Genomic DNA, 22,664 nt, shown 5'->3' on the forward strand with positions numbered 1-22,664 from the left:
TCAATCCGTGACAGCAGCTTTGGCGAGATGCGCTGCGATTTTTTCCATGATGGCATCTGCGCGTTTTACGGCATCGCTGATGGCCACGCGCACCGTCACTTTGCCTTTGAAACGCTCTTCCTGTTTGATACCGATGTCTTTGGTCAGGATCACGATGTCGGCGGCCGCCACATCTTCCGGCGTCAGTTCGTTTTCCAGACCGATTGAACCCTGCGTTTCAACTTTGCATTCCCAGCCTTTAGCTTTTGCCGCACGTTCAATCGCTTCAGCCGCCATATAAGTATGAGCAACACCGGACGGGCACGCGGTGACAGCAATAATGTGAGTCATGATGTTTTCCTTTGGGTTCAGTTAATTTCGAAGTCCAGATCAAGGTCAGATTCCTGACGCGTTTTTGCCGACTGCTTTTTGGCGGCCAGATATTTCAGCGTGTTGACGCACAGTGCAGTGACAACCATGCCGACCAGCAGCGCGCCGATATACCCCAGTTTTCCCTGCACGACCGGCAGTACAATCAGCCCGCCCCAGCCGGCATAGCATTGCGCGCCAACCAGGGCGGCAGTCACCGCCGCACAAGCAGAACCGAACATGATGGAAGGAATGACACGCAACGGATCAGCGGCGGCAAAAGGTATGGCGCCTTCGGTGATACCGACACAGCCCATCAGCATGGCGGCTTTGCCCGCTTCGCGCTCTTCGGTGGAATAGTATTTACGGCCAATCAGCGTGGCAAAGCCCAGCCCCAGCGGCGGTGTCGCGATAGCCACGGCGGCAATCGCCACCACGGTATACACGCCCTGTGCCACGCAAATCAGCATGAAAGCGTAGGCCACTTTATTAACAGGCCCGCCCATGTCGAAGGCCAGCATCAGTCCCATGATGATGGCGAGCACAATAATGCTGCCCTGCTGCATGCCTTGTAGCCAGTGAGTCAGGGAGGTGGTCAACAAACCAACCGGTTCGCCCAGTCCCCACATCATGACCCCCGCAGTCAGCAGGGTGCCGATAATCGGGATCACGAAGATCGGCATCACCGAGCGCAGGATCTTCGGTACGCGGATCTTCTTAAGATAGAAAACGATAATGCCGCCCAGCAAACCGGCGATGATCGCGCCAAAAAATCCTGCGCCGAATGAGGCGCCGACCCAGGCGCCGATTGCCGAAGGGGCGAGCGCGGAACGGTCAGAGATGGAATAACCGATATAAGCCGCCAGAAAAGGCACCATCAGGGTTAAACCGGCGACGCCGATATCAAATAACTTTTTCAGGTTCGGATCGGTTGCCGCGTCCGGTACGGCACCTTTGCCATACAGCATCACCGAGACCGCCAGCAAAATGCCACCCGCGACCACAAAGGGGATCATATGAGACACGCCAGTCATCAGATGCTGGCGGGTATTTTTTAGAATATTGAGTAAGTCTTTCATGATGAACTCCACGAAAACCGGTGTCGGGCTGAAAATCGCAAATATCAGGGTTTCATTTCAAAAACCGCAGATACAGAAAGGCTATCGACCTCAACAATAGGCTGCTGGCTGTGGCGCTCATAGTGGACAAATTTGTGTTTTACTGGACTTTTGTAATGTCCTCACAAAAATGCGAGCCGGTTCAAATAACCCGAGACAATACGCGGTTTAGTGACGGTAGTGGCGCGTGAGCTGGCTCGCAAAAAACGATACACATTACATTTATCCAGTGTTTGTCATTTTTGTCTGGTAGCTATCGGATCCGCCTGACTCTTATGCTGCAAGGAGCCGGTGCATTACACCGGAATTTGTGATGAGGATTCAGAAATGGCCAAGAAGTTGAGCTTCACCTGCATGTTGGTAAATGGTGTTCACGCCCGCCCGGCCAGCCATATTGAAACGCTGTGCAACAGTTTCGGGTCTGTATTTAAGTGGCACAATGGGCGTACTGACCGCATTGCAGATGGTAAAAGTGTCCTTTCACTGATTGGTGCCGATATTCTGTTTAACGATGAATGTCACGTGACCATTGAAGGGAATGACGAAGATGCTGCGCATGCTGCGCTGGCACATTTCATTAAACATCAGCTGCCTCATTGCGATGAAGCCCTGCCTGAGCATGATGAAAATGCTGAATTTGAGCCGCTTCCTGAATCCCTGATGCATCTTTCTCCGCTGGTTTTCCGCGCCCGTTCAGTCAGTGAAGGCTGTGCGCTGGGGAAACTGGTCAGCCTGTCGAATGTGAATCTGGCGACACTCAGGGATTTACCGGAATCTCAGGGTAAAGATAAAGAACAAAGTCTGCTTTCCACCGGACTGGCACAGCTTGAAAAATCACTCGAATTACAGCTGATGGCGGACAACGGGACGATCACGGCAGTGCTGGAAGCGCACCGTTCTTTGCTGCGTGATAACAGCCTGCGGGAAGCCTTGCTGAGCCGCGTGGCGCAAGGCCGGAGCTGTGCGCAAAGCATTGTCGACACCGCCGCGCATTTCAGCTTGCAGCTCGCACAATCGTCCAGCGCCTATTTGCGTGAACGCGAGCTGGATATTCGTGATGTCAGCTTCCAGCTTTTACAGCAAATCTATGGCGAGGAGCGTTTTCCTTCCCAGCAGGCACTGAGCGAAGCCAGTATTTGTCTGGCAGATGAACTGACGCCAAGTCAATTTCTCGAACTGGATAAAACACATCTGAAGGGGCTGTTGCTCGGCAGCGGAGGCAGTACGTCGCATACTGTGATCCTTGCCCGATCGTTCAATATTCCTGCACTCGTTGGCGTTGATCCACAGCCACTTCAGGCTTATTTGCAGCAGAATGTGCAGATCGACGGCGATCTCGGGCTGATTGTCTGTGCGCTCAGCGAACCGGTGCGCCGTTATTATCGTCAGGAACAGGCGGTGCATCAGGCGCTGCGTGAACAGCAAAGTGAATATCTCAATAAACCGGGGTATACCGCTGACGGTGTGCGCCTTGAAGTGGCGGCCAATATTGCCCACTCGGTCGAAGCCAGCGCGGCGTTTGGCAATGGGGCAGAAGCTGTCGGACTGTTCCGTACAGAAATGCTGTATATGGATCGCGCCAGCGCTCCTTCCGAAGATGAGTTGTACAACATTTATTGTCAGGCTACGGATGCGGCCAACGGCAAAACCATCATTGTCCGCACCATGGATATCGGTGGCGATAAACCAGTTCATTATCTGAACATTCCTGCCGAAAACAACCCGTTCCTCGGTTATCGCGCCGTGCGTATTTATCAGGAATACCTGCCGTTATTCCATACGCAGTTGCGCGCGATCCTGCGCGCCTCGGCGCACGGATCGCTGAAAATCATGATCCCGATGATCTCCTCTATGGAAGAGATCTTATGGGTGAAAGATCAACTGGCTGAAGTCAGGCAGTCGTTGCGCAGTGAGCAAGTGCCGTTTGATGAAAAAATTCAGCTTGGGATCATGCTGGAAGTGCCGTCGGTGATGTTCATCATCGATCAGTGTTGCGAAGAGATTGATTTCTTTAGCATCGGCAGTAATGACCTGACGCAGTATCTGCTGGCGGTCGACCGTGATAACGCGAAAGTGACACGCCATTACAACAGCCTGAATCCGGCCTTCCTGCGCGGCCTCGACCACGTTGTGCGCGAAGTGCATCGCCACGGTAAATGGATTGGTTTATGCGGTGAACTTGGCGCGAAAGGCTCGGTATTGCCGCTGCTGGTCGGGCTGGGGCTTGATGAAATCAGCATGAGTGCACCGTCGGTTCCTGTGACCAAAGCACGGCTGGCCAAACTCGACAGCCGCGAATGTCGCCTGCTGCTGAACCGCGCCATGCAGTGTCGCACGTCGCTGGAAGTCGAACACCTGCTGGCGCAGTTCAGGATGGCGGTCAACGATGCCCCGTTGATTACGGCGGAATGTGTGGCGCTTAATGCTGACTGGCGCAGTAAAGAAGAAGTGATTAAAGGCATGGTGGATAACCTGATGCTGGCAGGGCGTTGCCGTTATCCGCGCAAACTCGCCGCCGATGTCTGGGCGCGCGAAGCCGTATTTTCCACCGGCCTCGGGTTTGGCTTTGCGATACCGCACACCAAATCAGAACACATTGAGCAATCGACTATCAGCGTCGCGAAACTCCCGCAACCGGTGCGGTGGGGCGATGAAGAAGCGCAGTTTGTCATCATGCTGACTCTCAATAAACACGCTGCAGGCGATCAGCATATGCGGATTTTCTCAAAGCTGGCGCGACGGATTATGCATGACAGTTTCCGTGATGTGCTGATGCATTCCACCACCGCAGCACAGATTGAAGCGCTGCTTAAACAAGAACTGGAACTCTGACAGGAGAGAATATGGAACTTTATCTGGATACGGCTGATATCAGTGCAGTAAAACGTTTATCGCGGATTTTACCGTTACAGGGTGTGACCACCAATCCGAGCATTGTGGCTAAATCGCAGACTTCCGTGTGGGAGGTTTTGCCCGGGCTTCGTGATGCATTAGGTGGTGAAGGGAAACTGTTTGCACAAGTGCTGGCGAATCAGACCGAACAGATAGTGGAAGAAGCTGAACTGCTGCATTCCCGCGTGCCGGGGCTGGTGGTCAAAGTGCCGGTCACCGCCGCCGGTCTGGCAGCGATTAAGATCTTACGTACCCGCAAAATTCCAACGCTGGGAACCGCGGTGTATGGTGCCGGGCAGGGACTCCTGTCGGCGCTGGCCGGAGCAGAATATGTCGCGCCGTATGTTAACCGGCTGGATGCCCAGGGGGGAGATGGCATTGCGATGGTGACGGAGTTGCAGCAATTGCTGTCCCTGCATGCGCCGCATGCCAAAGTGCTGGCCGCCAGTTTTAAAACGCCGCGTCAGGTTCTGGCCTGTCTGCTGGCAGGTTGTCAGTCGGTCACTATCCCGGTGGACGTAGCGGAGCAATTTATCAGTGCGCCTGCGGTACAGGCGGCTGTCGATAAATTTGAACAAGACTGGCAGGGTGCCTTTGGGCAGTTGTCGCTGTAATGGGTTAACTTCCCGTAAAAAGCCCGGCAGGAAAAACCTGTCGGGCTTTTGTCATTCTGGTCGGTGTCCTTTTACTGCACACCATACTTTTTATTACTTAACCCCATACTGCGCAAAGAAATCCAGCATCCGTTGCCAGCCGTCGGCGGCGGCTTCAGCGTGGTAACTCGGGCGATAATCGGCGTTAAACGCGTGGCCCGCTTCCGGATATACCACGATTTCCGCCGTAGCATTGGCTGCGCGAATGGCCTGACGCATGGTTTCAATGGTATCCAGAGGAATGCTGGAATCTTCTGCGCCGTATAAACCCAGAACCGGTGCATCCAGCGCGGCGGCGCGGTCAACCGGATTTGACGGGCTGGTCAGCGTTTTATCGCCGACCAGTTTGCCGTACCACGCCACGCCCGCTTTCAGCTGCGGATTGTGCGCCGCGTACAGCCAGGTAATGCGCCCGCCCCAGCAGAAACCTGTGATGCCTAATTTAGAAATGTCCCCGCCATGTTGTGATGCCCAGTGTGCAGTGTGATCGAGATCTGCAAGCACCTGCTGATCCGGCACTTTACTGACCAGTTTAGCAAAAAGCTCACTGATTTCAGTGTAGTCACGCGGGTCGCCCTGACGGAAGTACAACTCCGGCGCGATGGCCATATAACCCTGTTTCGCCAGACGGCGGCAGATATCCTGAATGTGTTCGTGTACACCAAAAATTTCCTGCACCACCAGCACGATCGGCAATTTACCGGTGAACTGTTCCGGACGGGCGAGGTAGGCGGGCATATCTTCGCCCTGCGAGGGTATGGTGGTCTGGCCTGCGTGCAGCCCGTCAGTATCGGTATGGATAGTGGTGCTGGCGACGGGAGTGACGGCAGGGGCAAAGCTGGTCGGAGCCTGTTTCAGGGTAAGCAATTCTTCTTTTTTCATTGGGGTCTCCAGGCAAGTGTCCATACGAAAATCTGTGGCTATGGATTAAAACTATAGCCGGAAAGCATGAACAGCAAGGCGCAAGAGATGTTCTATAGTTAAAAGTTAATCAGGAAAGTCATCATGGAAGATTTACAGAACGTCTACAGAACACCCGAAACCTTTGTCGAGGAGCTATGTTCAATGTCAAAATCACCCTCTAAAGTGACCAAGAAAAGCGAGTCAAAATCGGTAAGCCGCGCCCCCGCCACGGGCATTGAATCTTCACAGCCAGGCCTGGGGGATCTTGCGCCCGGCGATCGTATTTATCAGCCTTCGCCACAACCGACACCGCCAGGAAAAGAACCGACAGCGTCCGGCAGTGCGAAGAGTCCGGAAAATACCAATGCTAAACTCGATGCATTAGAACGCCACCGCAAAAATGGTGAAAAACAGCCGCTGACCACCAATCAGGGCACCAAAATCTCTGATGATCAGAACTCGCTGAAAGCCGGAAATCGTGGCCCGACACTGCTTGAAGATTTCATTCTCCGTGAAAAAATTACTCACTTCGACCATGAGCGCATTCCCGAACGTATCGTTCATGCGCGGGGCGCTGCGGCGCACGGTTATTTCCAGCCCTATCGCAGTATGAAGGCGGTGACCAAAGCCAGCTTCCTGTCTGATCCTGAAAAGAAAACGCCGGTATTTGTGCGTTTCTCTACCGTTCAGGGTTCCCGTGGTTCGGCAGATACCGTGCGTGATATCCGCGGCTGGGCGACCAAGTTTTATACCGATGAAGGCATTTACGACCTGGTCGGTAACAATACACCGGTGTTCTTTATTCAGGATGCCCATAAATTCCCTGATTTTGTGCATGCGGTAAAACCCGAACCGCATAACGAAATCCCGCAGGGAGCGAGTGCGCACGATTCCTTCTGGGATTACGTGTCCCTGCAACCGGAAACCCTGCATAACGTGTTCTGGGCGATGTCTGACCGGGGCATTCCGCGCAGTTACCGCACGATGGAAGGTTTTGGCATCCATACTTTCCGTTTCGTGAATGCAAAAGGCAAAGCCACTTTTGTGCGTTTCCACTGGAAACCGCTGGCCGGAAAAGCCTCTCTGTTATGGGATGAAGCGCAGAAACTGGCCGGGAAAGATGCCGATTTCCACCGCCGTGATTTGTGGGAAGCCATCGAAGCCGGAGATTATCCGGAATACGAACTGGGTGTGCAGTTGATCCCTGAAGAAGATGAATTCAAATTTGATTTCGACCTGCTCGACCCGACCAAACTCATCCCTGAAAAACTGGTGCCGGTAGAACTGATCGGCAAAATGGTGCTCAACCGTAACCCCGATAATTTCTTTGCTGAAACCGAGCAAGCCGCGTTCCACCCGGGGCACATTGTGCCGGGCATAGATTTCACCAATGATCCGCTGTTGCAGGGGCGACTGTTCTCTTACACCGACACGCAAATCAGTCGTCTGGGCGGGCCTAATTTCCATGAAATTCCGATTAACCGGCCGACGTGCCCTTTCCATAACTTCCAGCGTGACGGCATGCACCGTCAGGACATTGATACGAATCCGGCGAACTACGAGCCGAATTCCATCAACAATAACTGGCCGAGGGAAACACCTCCGGCAGCGTCCGGCGGTGGCTTTGAAAGTTATCCTGAACGGGTTGATGCAGAAAAAATCCGTCAGCGCAGTCCGTCATTTGCCGAATATTATGCCCATCCGCGCCTGTTCTGGCTGAGCCAGACAACAGCGGAGCAGGATCATATTATCGGCGCTTTCTCATTTGAATTATCGAAGGTGGCGCGGCCGTATATCCGCGAGCGGGTCGTGGATCTGTTAGCGCATGTTGATCAGACGCTGGCGCAGAAAGTGGCGAAAAATCTGGGTATTACCCTTTCCGCTGACACCCTGAAGATCAAACCGCCGAAGCCCGTGAATGGGCTGAAAAATGATCCGTCGCTGAGTTTGTATGCCAGCGGTAAAGGCACGATCAAAGGGCGGCAGGTGGCGATATTGCTGGGTGAAGGTGTGAATGCGGCGGATGTTCTGGAAACCTTACAGGCACTTCAGGCCGCTGGCGTTCACCCTAAGCTGCTGGCCAGTCACTTAGGGAGTGTGACTGCCGATGATGGTTCTACGTTGCCGGTTGATGCGACGTTTGCCGGATCGCCTTCCATCACCGTTGATGCAGTGATTGTTCCGCATGGGCATATCGACGCACTGCTGATGAATGGCGATGCACGGCATTATGTGCTCGAAGCCTACAAACACCTGAAAGTGGTGGGGCTAAGTGGCGATGCACGCCGCTTCAAATCGCTGCTGGGGCTGACGGACGATGTGCCGGAAGAGGGCGTTGTGGAAGGTGAAAAAGCAGAAGGAGCGTTGCTGAAGGCGTTTCTGAAAGACATGCTCAAACACCGGATCTGGTCGCGCAGTGCGGCGGCAGATGCCGTTCCTGCCTGATTAACTGTAACTGATAAACAGGCAATCCCCGGCAGCGGAGATTGCCTGTTTAAAATTCCCTCACCCTCCTTATTTTGTGACTTGAATCACAAAATAAATGTATGTGAAATTCCCGTTGTTACATCATAGTGACGACCGTCACGAAATAACGTCACAATGTTCAGTACAGTTGCCGGGTGTTCCTCCTGCCAATAAATGACCTTACACACAGAGGAGTTTGTTATGTCTCAGCCTGAAGTTTTCCATCTTGGCCTGGCCAAAAAAGATTTAAACGGCGCGACGCTGGCGATTGTTCCCGGCGACCCTGAGCGCGTGGAAAAAATTGCCAAATTGATGGAGAACCCGGTTCGTCTGGCTTCCCACCGCGAATTTACCTCATGGCGTGCTGAGCTTGATGGCAAATCTGTGATTGTTTGCTCAACCGGTATTGGTGGCCCTTCGACCTCTATTGCGGTTGAAGAACTGGCGCAACTGGGGATCCGTACTTTCCTGCGAGTCGGCACAACTGGCGCTATCCAGCCACACATCAATGTCGGTGACGTTCTGGTCACGACCGCTGCCGTTCGCCTTGATGGCGCGAGCCTGCACTTTGCGCCGATGGAATTCCCTGCAGTAGCCGATTTTGCCTGCACCACCGCGCTGGTTGCGGCGGCAGAAGCCGTGGGTGCCGCGACGCACATTGGCGTTACCGCCTCTTCTGACACCTTCTATCCGGGTCAGGAACGTTATGACACTTACTCTGGCCGTGTTGTCCGTCGCTTCAAAGAATCGATGAAAGAGTGGCAGGAAATGGGCGTCATGAACTACGAAATGGAATCCGCGACTCTGCTGACCATGTGTGCAAGCCAGGGTCTGCGCGCGGGGATGGTGGCGGGTGTTATCGTGAACCGCATGCAGCAGGAAATCCCTAATGCGGAAACCATGAAAAAGACTGAAAGTCATGCGGTGAAGATTGTTGTAGAAGCAGCCCGCAGGCTTATTTAGTCCCTATAAAACTAAAACAACCACATCACATCATCACATCAATGGGCTGCCTCTGGCGGCCCGTTTTTTTGCCCTGCTAAGCAGATCTGTTAAGGTCATGTTAGTAATCCATCTGGAATAATTGATGAACCTCCTCCCGGATCTCTGACAAAAGGAACTGCATTTTTGACTGTTCACGACCTTCTTGAGTACACCACTACCTTCATCCGCGCCCATCAGGTGTGGGCTGCACCGATCGTTTTCTTTCTGGCTTTTGGTGAGTCTCTGGCATTCCTTTCCCTGCTGCTCCCGGCAACGTTTATCTTGCTGGGACTCGGCGCGCTGATCGGCGAAACCGGTATTCCGTTCTGGCCCATCTGGGCCGCCGCCGCCGCAGGCGCTTTCTTGGGAGACTGGCTTTCTTACTGGATTGGTGCCCGTTATCAGGATCGGGTTGGCAATTTCTGGCCTTTCTCCCGCCATCCGCAAATGCTGGTTCGTGGACATGCTTTCTTTGAAAAATGGGGCATGCCCGGGGCTTTTATTGGCCGCTTCTTTGGCCCGCTTCGTGCCGTTGTGCCACTGGTTGCCGGTATCTGCGGTATGCCGCAAAAATATTTCCAGATTGCGAATGTGACGTCTGCACTCATCTGGGCTTTCGGCATCCTGGCGCCAGGTGCTTTCGGCATTCAGTGGCTGAGCCGCTGGTTTTGAATGCTGCTCTCTGTGGCTGGCTATCGCAAGGGGGAAAATACAGAGAAATTCCTTTTTGGAAGACGTCTCGCAAAGGCTCAATGCAACAGAAAATAGACTGGACATCCATACAGCCTGACATTACCTTGGCCGCAAGAGACTTTAAGAGGGAAATCGCGTGGATATCAGCATCCTGACAGCCCTGGGGGCGGGGTTAGTGGGCTTACTCGTAGGTTGGCTTATCGCCAGCCTGCGCCAACAGCAACAGCAGACGGAGTATGAAACGCAGCGCCGTTTGCTGGAACAATCGCTGGAACAGGCTAAAGCGGAAAATGATACGCACAAAAGCGAGCGGCAATCAGGGCAGCAGCAACTGCGTGAGGCTGAACTTGAGCTGCGAAAACTGCATAGCCTGCAGGCGGCCAGTCAGGAAAAATTACAACTGCTTGCCCACTGGCAAAACGAGTGTGAGCAACTGAATCAGGAACTGCGTGCGCAGCGGGAAATCAACAGCGCGCAGGAAGCGGAGTTGCGTGAGGTTTCAACCCGTCTGGATGAAACCCGCATGGCGGCTGAAGAAAAGCAGCGTCTGCTGATTAACAGCGAACAGCGCCTGAGCAGCCAGTTTGAAAATCTGGCTAACCGGATTTTCGAACAAAATGGCCGCCGTGCCGACGAACAGAACAAGCAAAGTCTCGACAAGTTACTGTTGCCGTTGCGCGAGCAACTGGATGGTTTCCGTCGTCAGGTGCAGGACAGCTTTGGGCAGGAAGCCCGTGAACGCCATACGCTGGCGCATGAGATCCGCAATCTGCAGCAACTGAATGTGGAGATGGCCCGTGAAGCCGTCAACCTGACCAAGGCACTGAAAGGTGACAACAAAACGCAGGGCAACTGGGGGGAAGTGGTGCTGAGCCGCGTGCTCGAGGCTTCCGGTTTACGTGAAGGGCATGAGTACCAGACTCAGGTCAGCGTGCAGGTTGACAGCAACAGCCGGATGCAGCCCGATGTGGTCGTCAGGTTACCGCAGAATAAAGACGTAGTGATTGATGCCAAAATGACCCTGGTCGCGTATGAGCGCTATTTCAACAGCGAGGATGACAGCGAGCGGGAAGCGGCGCTCAATGAACATATTGCCTCGGTTCGCGGACATATCCGCCTGCTCGGGCGCAAAGATTACCAGCAACTTCCCGGTCTGCGCAGCCTCGATTATGTGCTGATGTTTATCCCTGTTGAGCCCGCTTTTCTGCTGGCTATCGACCGTGAGCCAGAATTGATTAGCGAAGCGCTCCGGCACAATATTATGCTGGTCAGCCCGACGACCCTGCTGGTGGCGCTGCGAACGATCAGTAACTTGTGGCGCTATGAGCATCAGAGTCAGAACGCCAAACGTATCGCCGACCGCGCGGCACGTCTTTACGACAAACTGCGGCTGTTTGTGGATGACATGGAGTCGATGGGACAAAGTCTCGACAAAGCGCAGGGAAGTTATCGATCCGCGATGAATAAACTCTCGCAAGGCCGTGGTAATCTTATCGGACAGGTGGAAAGTTTCCGCGCGCTGGGTGTTGAAGTTAAACGGCCTATCAGTCCGTCTCTGGCTGAAATAGCGAAAGCGGAAAATGAACCTGAAGACACCGCATCTCTGCCCGATACCTCTGATGCGGAAGAAGAACAGACGCTGAACCCGGGTGAGTTAACTCCCCACCAGCAGACATAGCGGGTCAGAGGGCCTGCACTGTATTTGTGATTCAATGCATGAATTTTTGCAATATGTTGAATCACCATCGGTGATGGGGCTTTCGAACGGGTTCTGATACACTTCTCCCCAAGAGTTCGACTGAAAAAGCAGGCATAAATAATGGAAAAGCAGACGCCGGAAACCACCCATTTTGGTTTTCGTACAGTAGCCAAAGATGAAAAACAGGAAATGGTGGCAGAAGTCTTCCATTCCGTTGCGGCAAAATATGATTTGATGAATGATCTGATGTCTTTCGGTATTCATCGCATCTGGAAGCGCTTCACTATTGATTGCAGCGGTGTCCGTCAGGGACAACGTGTGCTGGATCTGGCCGGTGGTACGGGCGATCTGACCGCAAAATTTTCCCGTCTGGTGGGTGAGAAAGGCGAAGTCGTGCTGGCGGATATCAATGATTCCATGCTGAAGATGGGCCGCGAAAAGCTGCGCGATCTTGGCATCGTCGGCAACGTCAGCTACGTTCAGGCGAATGCCGAGGCTCTGCCGTTCCCGGATAACTATTTTGACTGTATCACCATCTCTTTCGGTCTGCGTAACGTGACTGAAAAAGAGAAGGCGCTGCGTTCCATGTTCCGCGTACTCAAGCCGGGCGGGCGTCTGCTGGTACTGGAATTCTCCAAACCGGTGCTGAAGCCGCTGAGCAAAGCTTACGACACCTATTCCTTCCATATTTTACCGCGTATTGGCGAGCTGGTTGCACACGATGCCGAAAGCTACCGGTATCTGGCTGAATCAATCCGTATGCATCCGGATCAGGAAACACTGAAAGGAATGATGGCGGACGCAGGTTTTGAAAATGTGACTTATCACAACCTGACTGGCGGCATTGTGGCGTTACATCGGGGTTTCAAATTCTGATATGAGTATGCCGATGTTGTTAACGCCGTTACTGACTGCCGCTATCGAGACGCCGCTTAATTACCTGCTTTTCAGAGATCGCAGCATGAAGGCGGCGCGGACACGTCTGGCCGGTAAAGTTCTGCGTGTTGAATTGCAGGAACTGAGTACACCACTGACGTTTGTGTTCAGTGAACAGAAAATTGATGTGCTCGGGCAATGGGACGGCGCGGCAGATTGCACCGTCACCTCGAAACTGTCAGTGCTGCATAAGTTACGTGATCGCCAGCAGTTGTCGCCCATGATGCGCAGTGGCGAGCTGGTAGTTGATGGCGATATCGCCCTGGTTCAGCAGTTCTCTGCATTGCTGGATATGGCGGAAATTGAGCCTGCGGAATTTCTGGCACCCTATATCGGTGACATTGCGGCACAGGGGCTGAGTCAGACCGTGCAGGGCGTTTTCAGCTTTTTGCAAAAAGGGTTGAAACACCAGCAGAGCTATGTGGCGCAAACGCTGACTGAAGAGTGGAAAATGGCACCCGGTCCGCTGGAAGTTGTCTGGTTTAGTGATGAGGTTTCCGCACTGGTGTGTGAGCTGGATGCGCTGGATAAACGTATCAAAAAACTGGAGGACAAACCGTGACGCCTAGGGAAATGCGACGTTTATATCTGATTATCCGCATGTTTCTGATCTACGGCCTTGACGAACTGATCCCTAAAATCCGCTTAACGTTACCACTGAGAATTGGTCGTTATCTTTTTTTCTGGTTACCAAATCGTCATAAAGAAAAGCCGTTAGGTGAGCGCATGCGCCTGGCACTGGAACAGCTTGGGCCGGTTTGGATCAAGTTCGGTCAGATGATGTCTACACGCCGCGATCTTTTCCCCCCGCACATAGCCGATCAGCTGGCTTTGCTTCAGGACCATGTTCCGCCGTTTGATGGTGCGAAAGCCCGTCAGCAAATTGATGCCGCGCTGGGTGGCCCGCTGGAAACCTGGTTTGATGAGTTCGATCAGACGCCGCTGGCGTCTGCGTCGATTGCTCAGGTGCACACGGCGATCCTGAAAGAAAACGGCAAACCGGTGGTGCTCAAAGTTATCCGTCCGGATATTTTACCGACCATTGTTGCTGATATCCGTTTGATGTCGCGTCTTGCTGGCTGGCTACCGATTTTGTTACCGGATGGTCGCCGTTTGCGTCCGCGTGAAGTGGTACGTGAGTATGAGAAAACGCTGCTCGATGAACTGAATCTGTTACGTGAAGCCGCGAATGCCATTCAGCTTCGCCGTAACTTTGAAGGTAGCCCGATGCTGTATGTGCCGGAAGTGTACCCGGACTATTGCAGCGAACAATTGATGGTGATGGAACGTATTTACGGGATCCCTGTTTCTGATATTGAGGCGCTGAAAAAACAGGGCACCAATATGAAATTGCTGGCGGAGCGCGGTGTACAGGTCTTCTTCACTCAGGTTTTTCGCGACAGTTTCTTCCATGCGGATATGCATCCGGGCAATATTTTTGTGAGCTACGAAACGCCTGAAGATCCTTGCTACATAGGCATTGATTGCGGCATAGTTGGTTCGCTCAATAAGGAAGACAAGCGCTATCTGGCGGAGAATTTCATCGCGTTCTTTAACCGTGATTACCGCAAAGTAGCTGAATTGCATGTCGATTCCGGCTGGGTCCCGCGAGATACCAACGTTGAAGAATTCGAATTTGCAATTCGGACAGTGTGTGAACCGATTTTTGAGAAACCGCTGGCGGATATTTCCTTCGGTAACGTATTGTTAAATCTGTTTAATACGGCTCGCCGTTTTAATATGGAAGTCCAGCCTCAGTTGGTGTTGCTGCAAAAGACACTGTTGTATGTAGAAGGCCTCGGGCGTCAGCTTTATCCTCAACTGGATTTGTGGACAACGGCGAAACCTTTCCTCGAAAGCTGGGTTCGTGATCAGGTGGGTCTGCCGGCGATGATCCGCGCACTGAAAGAGCGTGCGCCGTTCTGGATTGAGAAAATGCCTGAACTGCCAGATTTGGTTTATCAGAGCCTGCATCAGCACAAGCTGTTGCAATACAACATTGAGAAGCTTTCCTCCCAGATCCATAACCAGAGTTCCCGTCAGGGGCAGTCTCGTTATTTGTTGGGAATGGGTGCGACGCTGTTACTGAGCGGAACCCTCTTACTGTTGGGTGGCGTTAAGGTTTACCCCGCCTGCCTGATGGCAGCCGGTGTTGTTTCCTGGTTAATCGGATGGAAGCGCGCCAGCTGAGCAAATTGTTTTAAATCGAATGCCGTTTGCGGACGGCAATAAATGTCGTTCCTTCCTGTTTGAGGTGAAAATAATGGGTGGTATTAGTATTACAAAAATCCTGATCCTCGTTGTTCTTGTGGTACTGCTGTTCGGTACGAAGAAACTGCGTGGTCTGGGTTCTGATCTGGGTGCTTCCATCAAAGGCTTCAAAAAAGCCATGAGTGACGACGACAGCCAGTCAAAAACTAAAGACGCTGACGTTTCTCCCACTGATGCTGATTTCGTAGCAAAGTCTGTTGAAAGCAAGCCAGAAGCGAAAGCAGAAGACACCAAGAGCCAAAACAAAGAGCAGGTATAAGCCGTGTTCGATATTGGATTTAGTGAACTGCTGCTGGTATTGGTGATTGGCCTGGTTGTCCTCGGGCCCGAGCGTTTACCTGTAGCAGTCAGAACAGTAGCAGGCTGGATCCGTACGCTTCGTGCCATGGCTGCTTCAGTTCAAAGCGAATTGTCGCAGGAACTGAAACTCCAGGAATTGCAGGATAGCCTGAAGAAAGCGGAAGAAGCCGGTCTGAAGAATCTCACGCCAGAAATCAAAGCGTCTATGGACGAGTTGAAAGAAGCCGCAGAATCTATGAAGCAGTCGATCAATTCAGGATTGAATCCTGCAGAGAAAGCTGTGGAAGAAGCCAAAGCGGAAGGCAACACCATCCACAACCCTGTTCTGGATGAAGCTGAAGCGCACCATGATGCGGGTGTGTCTCCTGCTGCTGCCGACAATGTGGTTTCTGCACCGGCAACGGCACCACAAAGTGCTGTTGATGCCGCTCTGGCCTCAAATAAAACGGCGCATGTTGCGGCTGAAAAGCTGACGGCCTCGGCGGAACACGCGGCTGACGCTTCTGTTGACGTTTCACCGGTTGTGAAAACTGCTGCTGAAGCCCCTGTGGCTGAACCCGCAGCACCGGCTAAACCGGCTTCATCAACTCAAACGACAGGCGAGCGTTAAACATGGCAGTTGAAGATACACAACCCCTTATCAGTCATCTGATTGAGCTGCGTAAGCGCCTGTTAAATGCCATTATCTGCATTATTGTGGTGTTTTTAGCGCTGGTTTATTTCGCAAATGACATCTATCAGTTGGTGGCTTCACCGCTGATCAAACAAATGCCGCTGGGCGCGAGCATGATTGCGACTGACGTCGCGTCGCCGTTCTTTACGCCTATCAAACTGACCATGATTGTCTCGGTGTTTGTCTCTGCACCGTTCATTTTGTATCAGGTCTGGGCATTTGTGGCTCCGGCGCTCTACAAACACGAACGCCGTCTCATGATGCCGCTGCTGTTTTCAAGCTCCGCGTTATTTTATCTCGGTGTGGCGTTTGCTTATTTCGTCGTGTTTCCGCTGGCGTTTGCTTTCTTTGCGAAAACTGCACCGGCTGGCGTGCAGATAGCCACCGACATTAACAACTATCTCGATTTCGTGATGGCGTTGTTTATGGCGTTTGGCGTCTCCTTCGAAGTGCCTATCGCGATTGTGTTGCTTTGCTGGAGTGGTGTAACGACACCCGAAGACTTGAAAAAGAAACGTCCGTATGTGCTGGTCGGGGCTTTTGTGGTCGGGATGTTGTTAACACCGCCGGATGTGTTCTCGCAAACATTGCTGGCCATTCCAATGTACCTGTTGTTTGAAATCGGCGTGTTCTTTGCCCGTTTCTATGTCGGAGGCCGTCGCCGGTCGGACGTCGACAACGAGACCGATCCGGATCAGCCTGCTTAAAGTTTCTTTCGTTATACATAGAAACCGCCCTGTTGGGCGGTTTCTGTTTCAGGACTCCCCATGTTTGAAATCGGTATAAATCTCACCAGCAGTCAGTTTGATAAAGATCGGCTGCAGGTAGTGGAAAGAGCCAGAACTGCCGGTCTGAGCGGCATGTTGATCACCGGAACGTCAGCGCAGGAAAGTGTCGAAGCGCAGAAAATGGCGGATGAGCATCCTGATTTTTGCTGGTCGACGGCGGGCGTGCATCCGCATCAGGCAAGTCACTGGGATGCGCAGGTTGAAGCCGGTATCCGTGAGCTTGCAGTGTTACCCAATGTTGTGGCTATCGGTGAGTGCGGGCTGGATTTCAATCGCAACTTTTCTCCGGCAGATCGACAGGAAGCTGCTTTCACGGCACAGCTGGCGCTGGCGAAAGAATTACAGTTGCCGGTGTTTCTGCATTGTCGCGATGCTGGTGAGCGCTTCGCCGCGTTGCTGAAACCCTGGCTGTCCGATTTGCCGGGCGGCGTGGTTCATTGTTTCACCGGCACCCGTCAGGAGCTTGAGTTGTATTTATCTCTCGGACTGTCGATTGGTATTACCGGTTGGGTGTGCGATGAGCGTCGCGGGCTGGAATTACGTGACATGCTGCCGCTGATCCCTGCGGACAGGTTAATGCTTGAAACCGATGCACCGTATTTACTGCCGCGTGATATGGAAAACAAGCCGAAAAACCGCCGCAATGAACCGGCTTTCCTGCCGCATATTGTTAAACAGGTCGCGCTGTGGCGCGGGGAAGATCCTCAGTGGCTGGCAGATATCACGGATGACAATGCACGTAAACTTTTTGCATTGTCCGCGCGCCGCTGAACCCAATGATAAAGGCACCTTTAACGGTGCCTTTATCATTTGTACTGGGCGGAGATGCCGGTCAGATTTTTTGGAAGTGCGTATTTTCGATGCTCTGACGAACCGGCTGGTTGATGAGGTTAAGCATCAGCAGTGAACGTGCTTCGCCGTCCGGTTCAGTATAAATCGCTTCGATACCGGCAAAAATCCCGTCGGTAATCACCACCTGATCGCCTTCATATGGCGTATCAGGATCACGAATTTCAATTGTTGGTGGCTCCATCAACTGTTTGATGACATCTGGCTGGACGGTGGCCAGTTTCGCACCAAAGCGGATGAAGTGGCTGACGCCACGCGTTGCGTTGATCGTCGTGGTATGGATCCGCTCAGGGTCGAACTCGATGAACATGTAATTTGGAAACAGTGGCTCGCTGACCGCAGTGCGGCGTCCGCGCACCAGTTTTTCCAGTGTGATCATCGGCGTCAGGCAGTTAACGTTCTGGCGTTCAAGATGTTCTTTTGCGCGAAGAAGCTGACCACGTTTGCAATAGAGTAAATACCAGGATTCCATAGTTTCCCACATAAAAGCGTTGAGCGGGGCAGCATACCAAAAGCCGCTCATGAGATACAGACAGTGCAAGTCTATGCAGACGTTTGCTGATTGTCGGCCCGTTATCTTTTATTATCGGAGAAAAGCGCGTTCTTATCCCCTCTATTAATCCTATTTTATCAGGAGAAATCTCATGGAGCTGTTTTTACTGAGTAACGGCAAGCTTTCAGGTGAATCTGAGTTACTGGGTTACGCTAAAACGCGCATCCAGACTATGTTTGAGGCACACAATATCACCTCTGCCGTGCTGGTCCCCTACGCCCTGATCCGCAGTGATTACGATGCCCGCGCCTTGGAACTTTCTGATACGTTGGGCATTCGCGTCAGTAGCATTCATCATGCAGAAAATCCTGCTGAAGCTATTGCCGGCGCACAATGCATTTTGATCAGCGGCGGGAATACCTGGATGCTTAATCAGATGCTGCATGAACATAGCCTGATCGTACCGATTCAGCGGGCAGTGCGTGAGCGCAATGTGCCTTATGTTGGCTGGAGTGCGGGTTGTAATGTCGCCACACCAAGCATCCGCACCACCAATGATATGCCTGTTCGCAACTCTGTGGTTCTGCCTGCTCTCGGCCTGTTCCCGGTGCAAATCAATCCGCATTACATCGATGCCCATTTAAGCGGTCATATGGGCGAAACCCGTGATGAGCGCATTGCGGAATTCTGCGCGGTTAACCCGTCTGAATCAGTGATTGCGTTGCGTGAAGGCAGCCTGTTGCAGGTGTCCGGCAATGATCTGAGTTACTTCAGTGCTAAAAATCAGGGGTTTAAGGTTTTCCGCCACGGGCAAGACACACAGGAATATCAGGATACTCAGGCGCTCCAGCCTCTGGTGTCTTTTAACTGCGTGTGATTGTCGTCGCGATATAACTTCCGCACCGTCAGACCAAAAATACCCGGCCTGACGGTTATACTGCTTTTTCGTTATCAGACTTTACTTACCAATAAGAAATTTACTGATAACAAACTTGCTGATAACAAAAAAGCAGCAACAACTCTGGAGAGGCTCTATAATGCTCTCCTTCAACCCGGCGACTCAGAATCAGCATGAAATACCGTGATTTACGTGACTTCCTCTCGTTACTCGAAAAGAGAGGCCAACTGAAACGCATTAGCCAGTCAGTTGACCCTTATCTGGAAATGACCGAAATTGCCGATCGTACCCTGCGTGCAGGTGGTCCGGCGCTTTTGTTCGAAAATCCTAAAGGCTACGACATGCCGGTTTTGTGCAATTTATTCGGCACACCTCAGCGTGTGGCGATGGGCATGGGCAAAGAAGATGTCAGTGCGTTGCGGGAAGTCGGTGAATTACTGGCGTTTCTGAAAGAACCTGAGCCGCCACGCGGTTTTCGTGATTTATACGACAAAGCGCCGAAGTTTAAACAAGTGCTGAACATGCCGACCAAAATGCTGCATTCGGCACCTTGTCAGCAGCAGATTTGGGAAGGTGATGCGGTCGATATCACCAAAATTCCGGTGATGCAGTGCTGGCCGGAAGATGCCGCGCCGCTCATCACCTGGGGCCTGACTGTGACTCGTGGCCCGAACAAGCCGCGTCAAAATCTGGGCATTTATCGTCAGCAGGTGCTGGGTAAAAATAAAGTGATCATGCGCTGGTTGTCCCATCGGGGCGGCGCGCTCGATTTCCAGGAATGGTGCCAGCAGAATCCGGGCCAGCGTTTTCCGGTTTCCGTGGCGCTGGGTGCCGATCCGGCAACGATTCTTGGCGCTGTGACGCCGGTGCCCGATACGCTGTCTGAATATGCCTTTGCCGGGTTGTTGCGTGGTAACAAAACGGAAGTGGTGAAATGTATTTCCAACGATCTGGAAGTGCCTGCCAGCGCCGAGATTGTGCTTGAAGGGTATATCGAGCCGGGTGAAATGGCACCGGAAGGCCCTTATGGCGACCACACCGGCTACTATAATGAAGTGGATAGCTTCCCGGTGTTTACCATTACGCACATGACGCAGCGAAAAGATGCCATCTATCATTCGACCTACACCGGCCGTCCGCCGGATGAACCTGCGGTTCTGGGTGTGGCGTTGAATGAAGTGTTTGTGCCAATCCTGAAAAAACAGTTTCCGGAAATTGTGGACTTCTATCTGCCGCCTGAGGGTTGCTCCTACCGTCTGGCTGTCGTTACCATGAAGAAGCAATACGCCGGTCATGCTAAACGCGTGATGATGGGCGTCTGGTCATTCCTGCGTCAGTTCATGTACACCAAGTTCGTGATTGTGTGCGACGACGATGTGAATGCCCGCGACTGGAACGACGTGATTTGGGCGATCACCACCCGGATGGATCCCGCGCGGGATACGGTTCTGGTGGAAAATACCCCGATTGATTATCTCGATTTTGCCTCCCCGGTGTCGGGCCTTGGCTCGAAAATGGGGATGGATGCGACCAACAAATGGCCGGGTGAAACGCAGCGTGAATGGGGACGTCCGATTGTGAAAGATCCGGAAGTCACCGCGCGTATCGATGCTATTTGGGATGAACTCGCTATTCTTAATGATAAAGACGATGCGAAAAAATAATCGAATCTTTGTCCTACGCTTTGCTTTGATGACCCACAGAGGGAACGCATGACAACATTGAGCTGTAAAGTGACCTCGGTTGAGGCGATAACGGATACGGTGTATCGCGTCCGCCTGGTTCCGGAAGCGCCTTTCTCGTTCCGCGCGGGTCAGTATCTTATGGTGGTAATGGATGAGCGTGACAAGCGCCCGTTCTCGCTGGCCTCGACGCCGGCTCAACACAATGTGATTGAGCTGCACATCGGCGCGTCTGAACTGAATTTGTACGCGATGGCCGTGATGGATCGCATTTTGAAAGAACAGGCAATCACCGTTGATATTCCGCACGGCGATGCCTGGTTGCGCGAAGATGGCGAGCGTCCGCTGGTATTGATTGCGGGCGGAACGGGCTTCTCTTACGTGCGTTCCATTCTGATCACAGCACTCGAGCAGCAACCGCATCGTGATATCTCGATTTACTGGGGGGGCCGTGAGCTGAAGCATCTGTATGATCTCGGTGAACTGGAAGCGATGAGCATCAATCATCCGAACCTGAAAGTGATCCCGGTGGTTGAACAGCCGGAAGAGGGCTGGCAGGGCAGAAGTGGCACTGTTCTGAGCGCGGTTTTACAGGATTTCTCTTCACTGGCTGAGTACGACATTTATATCGCCGGTCGTTTTGAGATGGCTAAAATCGCCCGTGAACGTTTTGTCGCCGAGCGCGGTGCGCAGGAAGACCGTCTGTTTGGTGATGCTTTCTCTTTCATCTGATTGAACAATGAAAAAGCCCGCCCCTGACAGGCGGGAAAACGGCAACTAAAACGGGTAGAACACATTGATGAAAGCGGGCTGAATGCCCGCTTTTTTGTTTTTGCAGAAAGGGATTGTCAGATGCGTTCGAAAATGGTCGCGATGCCCTGACCTAAACCGATACACATGGTCGCAACGCCAAACTGGACGTCGCGACGCTCCATCAGGTTCAGCAGCGTGGTGGAAATACGAGAGCCGGAACAGCCGAGCGGGTGACCGAGCGCAATGGCACCGCCGTTCAGGTTGACGCGATCCTCCATAGTTTCCAGCAGTCCCAAATCTTTCACACACGGCAAGGCTTGTGCGGCGAAGGCTTCGTTCAGTTCGAACAGACCGATGTCCTGCACGCTCAGTCCGGCGCGTTTCAGAGCCAGACGCGTTGCTGGCACCGGGCCATAACCCATAATGGACGGGTCGCAGCCCACCACCGCCATGGCGCGGATGCGGGCACGGGCTTTCAGACCTAAAGATTTGGCACGGGATTCACTCATCAGCAACATTGCCGATGCGCCGTCGGAGAGGGCAGAAGAAGTTCCCGCCGTGACAGTGCCATTCACCGGATCGAACGCCGGGCGTAAAGCTGCCAGTGTGGCGACCGTCGTTTCCGGGCGGATCACTTCGTCGAAATCATAACGGGTCAGAACGCCATCGGCGTTATGGCCTTCGGTCGGCACAATTTCGTTAGCGAAATGCCCGGCTACGGTGGCTGCATGAGCACGCTGATGTGAACGTGCGGCAAATTCATCCTGCATTTCACGGCTGATCTGGTGCATTTTTGCCAGCATTTCCGCCGTCAGTCCCATCATCCCTGCGGCTTTCGCTACGGTTTTGCTCAGCCCCGGATGGAAATCCACACCATGATTCATCGGCACATGACCCATATGTTCCACACCGCCGATCAGGCTGACCTGTGCGTCACCGACCATAATGGCGCGGGCGGCGTCATGCAGCGCCTGCATGGAAGAACCGCACAGACGGTTGACCGTAGTCGCGGGAACACTGTGCGGTATTTCCGCCAGCAGCGCCGCGTTACGGGCAATGTTGAAGCCTTGTTCCAGCGTCTGCTGGACGCAGCCCCAGTAAATATCATCAATATCTTTGGCGTTCAGCGCCGGATTACGGGCCAGTACGGCACGCATCAGATGCGCGGAGAGATCTTCAGCCCTGACATGGCGGAATGCGCCGCCTTTTGAACGGCCCATTGGCGTGCGGACTGCGTCAACAATGACTACGTTTTCCATGATTTC

21 protein-coding genes are annotated in these 22,664 nt (G+C 52.9%); 16 read left to right on the plus strand and 5 right to left on the minus strand.

From position 1 onward, the window contains the following. Both GW591_RS23160 and GW591_RS23165 read right to left on the minus strand, forming a co-directional pair. Complete coding sequence (locus tag GW591_RS23160) at positions 1–330, minus strand: PTS fructose-like transporter subunit IIB (RefSeq protein ID WP_013577445.1); 330 nt, start codon at positions 328–330, stop codon at positions 1–3. Between the two features lie 17 nt (positions 331–347). Further along, entirely contained in the window at positions 348–1,427 is a 1,080-nt protein-coding gene (locus GW591_RS23165; RefSeq protein ID WP_013577444.1) for a PTS fructose transporter subunit EIIC, read from the minus strand. A 366-nt stretch (positions 1,428–1,793) separates the two neighbouring features. Here GW591_RS23165 and ptsP point away from each other — a divergent pair, with 366 nt between their 5' ends. Continuing rightward, positions 1,794–4,298, plus strand: a complete 2,505-nt coding sequence (gene ptsP / locus GW591_RS23170) for a phosphoenolpyruvate--protein phosphotransferase (protein ID WP_015690571.1) — start codon at positions 1,794–1,796, stop codon at positions 4,296–4,298. Positions 4,299–4,309: 11 nt separating this feature from the next. Further along, positions 4,310–4,972, plus strand: coding sequence for a fructose-6-phosphate aldolase (gene fsa / locus GW591_RS23175; protein ID WP_013577442.1), 663 nt, complete (start codon positions 4,310–4,312; stop codon positions 4,970–4,972). A gap of 93 nt (positions 4,973–5,065) precedes the next feature. Here fsa and GW591_RS23180 read toward each other — a convergent pair whose 3' ends face one another. Next, a complete protein-coding gene (locus tag GW591_RS23180; RefSeq protein ID WP_013577441.1) occupies positions 5,066–5,893 on the minus strand; it encodes a dienelactone hydrolase family protein in 828 nt (275 codons plus the stop codon). 183 nt (positions 5,894–6,076) lie between these two features. Here GW591_RS23180 and katE point away from each other — a divergent pair, with 183 nt between their 5' ends. The 11 genes from katE (at position 6,077) to tatD (ending at position 17,495) form a co-directional block, all read left to right on the plus strand. Next, complete coding sequence (gene katE / locus GW591_RS23185) at positions 6,077–8,359, plus strand: catalase HPII (RefSeq protein ID WP_015690570.1); 2,283 nt, start codon at positions 6,077–6,079, stop codon at positions 8,357–8,359. A gap of 222 nt (positions 8,360–8,581) precedes the next feature. Next, a complete protein-coding gene (udp, locus tag GW591_RS23190) occupies positions 8,582–9,343 on the plus strand; it encodes a uridine phosphorylase (RefSeq protein WP_166861425.1) in 762 nt (253 codons plus the stop codon). A gap of 165 nt (positions 9,344–9,508) precedes the next feature. Further along, positions 9,509–10,036 (plus strand): DedA family protein, encoded by a 528-nt coding sequence (locus GW591_RS23195; protein WP_013577438.1) that lies wholly within the window; start codon positions 9,509–9,511, stop codon positions 10,034–10,036. Positions 10,037–10,193: 157 nt separating this feature from the next. Further along, positions 10,194–11,735 carry a DNA recombination protein RmuC gene (rmuC, locus tag GW591_RS23200; RefSeq protein ID WP_013577437.1) on the plus strand — a complete coding sequence of 514 codons (1,542 nt, stop codon included), beginning with the start codon at positions 10,194–10,196 and terminating at the stop codon, positions 11,733–11,735. A 141-nt stretch (positions 11,736–11,876) separates the two neighbouring features. Beyond that, positions 11,877–12,632, plus strand: coding sequence for a bifunctional demethylmenaquinone methyltransferase/2-methoxy-6-polyprenyl-1,4-benzoquinol methylase UbiE (gene ubiE / locus GW591_RS23205; RefSeq protein WP_166861426.1), 756 nt, complete (start codon positions 11,877–11,879; stop codon positions 12,630–12,632). Between the two features lie 13 nt (positions 12,633–12,645). After that, the gene (ubiJ, locus tag GW591_RS23210; protein ID WP_013577435.1) at positions 12,646–13,254 is read left to right on the plus strand and encodes a ubiquinone biosynthesis protein UbiJ; all 609 of its coding nucleotides are present in this window, start codon (positions 12,646–12,648) and stop codon (positions 13,252–13,254) included. After that, positions 13,251–14,882, plus strand: a complete 1,632-nt coding sequence (gene ubiB, locus GW591_RS23215; RefSeq protein WP_013577434.1) for a ubiquinone biosynthesis regulatory protein kinase UbiB — start codon at positions 13,251–13,253, stop codon at positions 14,880–14,882. The genes ubiJ and ubiB overlap by 4 nt, the downstream gene beginning before the upstream one ends. 73 nt (positions 14,883–14,955) lie before the next feature. After that, the gene (tatE, locus tag GW591_RS23220) at positions 14,956–15,222 is read left to right on the plus strand and encodes a twin-arginine translocase subunit TatE (protein ID WP_013577433.1); all 267 of its coding nucleotides are present in this window, start codon (positions 14,956–14,958) and stop codon (positions 15,220–15,222) included. Positions 15,223–15,225: 3 nt separating this feature from the next. Continuing rightward, the gene (gene tatB, locus GW591_RS23225) at positions 15,226–15,873 is read left to right on the plus strand and encodes a Sec-independent protein translocase protein TatB (protein WP_013577432.1); all 648 of its coding nucleotides are present in this window, start codon (positions 15,226–15,228) and stop codon (positions 15,871–15,873) included. Between the two features lie 2 nt (positions 15,874–15,875). Beyond that, a complete protein-coding gene (tatC, locus tag GW591_RS23230; RefSeq protein WP_013577431.1) occupies positions 15,876–16,643 on the plus strand; it encodes a Sec-independent protein translocase subunit TatC in 768 nt (255 codons plus the stop codon). Between the two features lie 60 nt (positions 16,644–16,703). After that, positions 16,704–17,495 (plus strand): 3'-5' ssDNA/RNA exonuclease TatD, encoded by a 792-nt coding sequence (tatD, locus tag GW591_RS23235; RefSeq protein ID WP_166861428.1) that lies wholly within the window; start codon positions 16,704–16,706, stop codon positions 17,493–17,495. 61 nt (positions 17,496–17,556) lie between these two features. On the opposite strand, the gene rfaH is transcribed toward tatD, so the two are convergent. Beyond that, positions 17,557–18,045 carry a transcription/translation regulatory transformer protein RfaH gene (gene rfaH / locus GW591_RS23240; protein ID WP_015690568.1) on the minus strand — a complete coding sequence of 163 codons (489 nt, stop codon included), beginning with the start codon at positions 18,043–18,045 and terminating at the stop codon, positions 17,557–17,559. A 172-nt stretch (positions 18,046–18,217) separates the two neighbouring features. Between rfaH and pepE the strand changes: the two genes are divergently transcribed. The 3 genes from pepE to fre all read left to right on the plus strand — a co-directional run bounded on the left by pepE (position 18,218) and on the right by fre (position 21,378). Then, complete coding sequence (gene pepE, locus GW591_RS23245) at positions 18,218–18,943, plus strand: dipeptidase PepE (protein WP_013577428.1); 726 nt, start codon at positions 18,218–18,220, stop codon at positions 18,941–18,943. Between the two features lie 194 nt (positions 18,944–19,137). Then, positions 19,138–20,628 carry a 4-hydroxy-3-polyprenylbenzoate decarboxylase gene (gene ubiD / locus GW591_RS23250; RefSeq protein ID WP_112152560.1) on the plus strand — a complete coding sequence of 497 codons (1,491 nt, stop codon included), beginning with the start codon at positions 19,138–19,140 and terminating at the stop codon, positions 20,626–20,628. Positions 20,629–20,676: 48 nt separating this feature from the next. Then, positions 20,677–21,378 (plus strand): NAD(P)H-flavin reductase, encoded by a 702-nt coding sequence (gene fre / locus GW591_RS23255; protein WP_013577426.1) that lies wholly within the window; start codon positions 20,677–20,679, stop codon positions 21,376–21,378. Between the two features lie 116 nt (positions 21,379–21,494). Here fre and fadA read toward each other — a convergent pair whose 3' ends face one another. Continuing rightward, positions 21,495–22,658 (minus strand): acetyl-CoA C-acyltransferase FadA, encoded by a 1,164-nt coding sequence (fadA, locus tag GW591_RS23260; protein WP_126125253.1) that lies wholly within the window; start codon positions 22,656–22,658, stop codon positions 21,495–21,497. Between the last annotated feature and the right edge of the window lie 6 nt (positions 22,659–22,664).

It is taken from the genome of Rahnella aceris (genome assembly GCF_011684115.1).
In the GTDB taxonomy this organism is placed as follows: Bacteria; Pseudomonadota; Gammaproteobacteria; order Enterobacterales; family Enterobacteriaceae; genus Rahnella; species Rahnella aceris.

Coding starts and splice junctions, on each gene's coding strand:
- katE (WP_015690570.1), top strand. CDS start 6,077: ATGTCAAAATCACCCTCTAAAGTGACCAAGAAAAGCGAGTCAAAATCG.
- rfaH (WP_015690568.1), bottom strand. CDS start 18,045: ATGGAATCCTGGTATTTACTCTATTGCAAACGTGGTCAGCTTCTTCGC.
- pepE (WP_013577428.1), top strand. CDS start 18,218: ATGGAGCTGTTTTTACTGAGTAACGGCAAGCTTTCAGGTGAATCTGAG.
- ubiJ (WP_013577435.1), top strand. CDS start 12,646: ATGTTGTTAACGCCGTTACTGACTGCCGCTATCGAGACGCCGCTTAAT.
- GW591_RS23165 (WP_013577444.1), bottom strand. CDS start 1,427: ATGAAAGACTTACTCAATATTCTAAAAAATACCCGCCAGCATCTGATG.
- ubiE (WP_166861426.1), top strand. CDS start 11,877: ATGGAAAAGCAGACGCCGGAAACCACCCATTTTGGTTTTCGTACAGTA.
- GW591_RS23160 (WP_013577445.1), bottom strand. CDS start 330: ATGACTCACATTATTGCTGTCACCGCGTGCCCGTCCGGTGTTGCTCAT.
- ubiD (WP_112152560.1), top strand. CDS start 19,138: ATGAAATACCGTGATTTACGTGACTTCCTCTCGTTACTCGAAAAGAGA.
- fre (WP_013577426.1), top strand. CDS start 20,677: ATGACAACATTGAGCTGTAAAGTGACCTCGGTTGAGGCGATAACGGAT.
- tatE (WP_013577433.1), top strand. CDS start 14,956: ATGGGTGGTATTAGTATTACAAAAATCCTGATCCTCGTTGTTCTTGTG.
- GW591_RS23180 (WP_013577441.1), bottom strand. CDS start 5,893: ATGAAAAAAGAAGAATTGCTTACCCTGAAACAGGCTCCGACCAGCTTT.
- udp (WP_166861425.1), top strand. CDS start 8,582: ATGTCTCAGCCTGAAGTTTTCCATCTTGGCCTGGCCAAAAAAGATTTA.
- fsa (WP_013577442.1), top strand. CDS start 4,310: ATGGAACTTTATCTGGATACGGCTGATATCAGTGCAGTAAAACGTTTA.
- tatD (WP_166861428.1), top strand. CDS start 16,704: ATGTTTGAAATCGGTATAAATCTCACCAGCAGTCAGTTTGATAAAGAT.
- fadA (WP_126125253.1), bottom strand. CDS start 22,658: ATGGAAAACGTAGTCATTGTTGACGCAGTCCGCACGCCAATGGGCCGT.
- tatC (WP_013577431.1), top strand. CDS start 15,876: ATGGCAGTTGAAGATACACAACCCCTTATCAGTCATCTGATTGAGCTG.
- ptsP (WP_015690571.1), top strand. CDS start 1,794: ATGGCCAAGAAGTTGAGCTTCACCTGCATGTTGGTAAATGGTGTTCAC.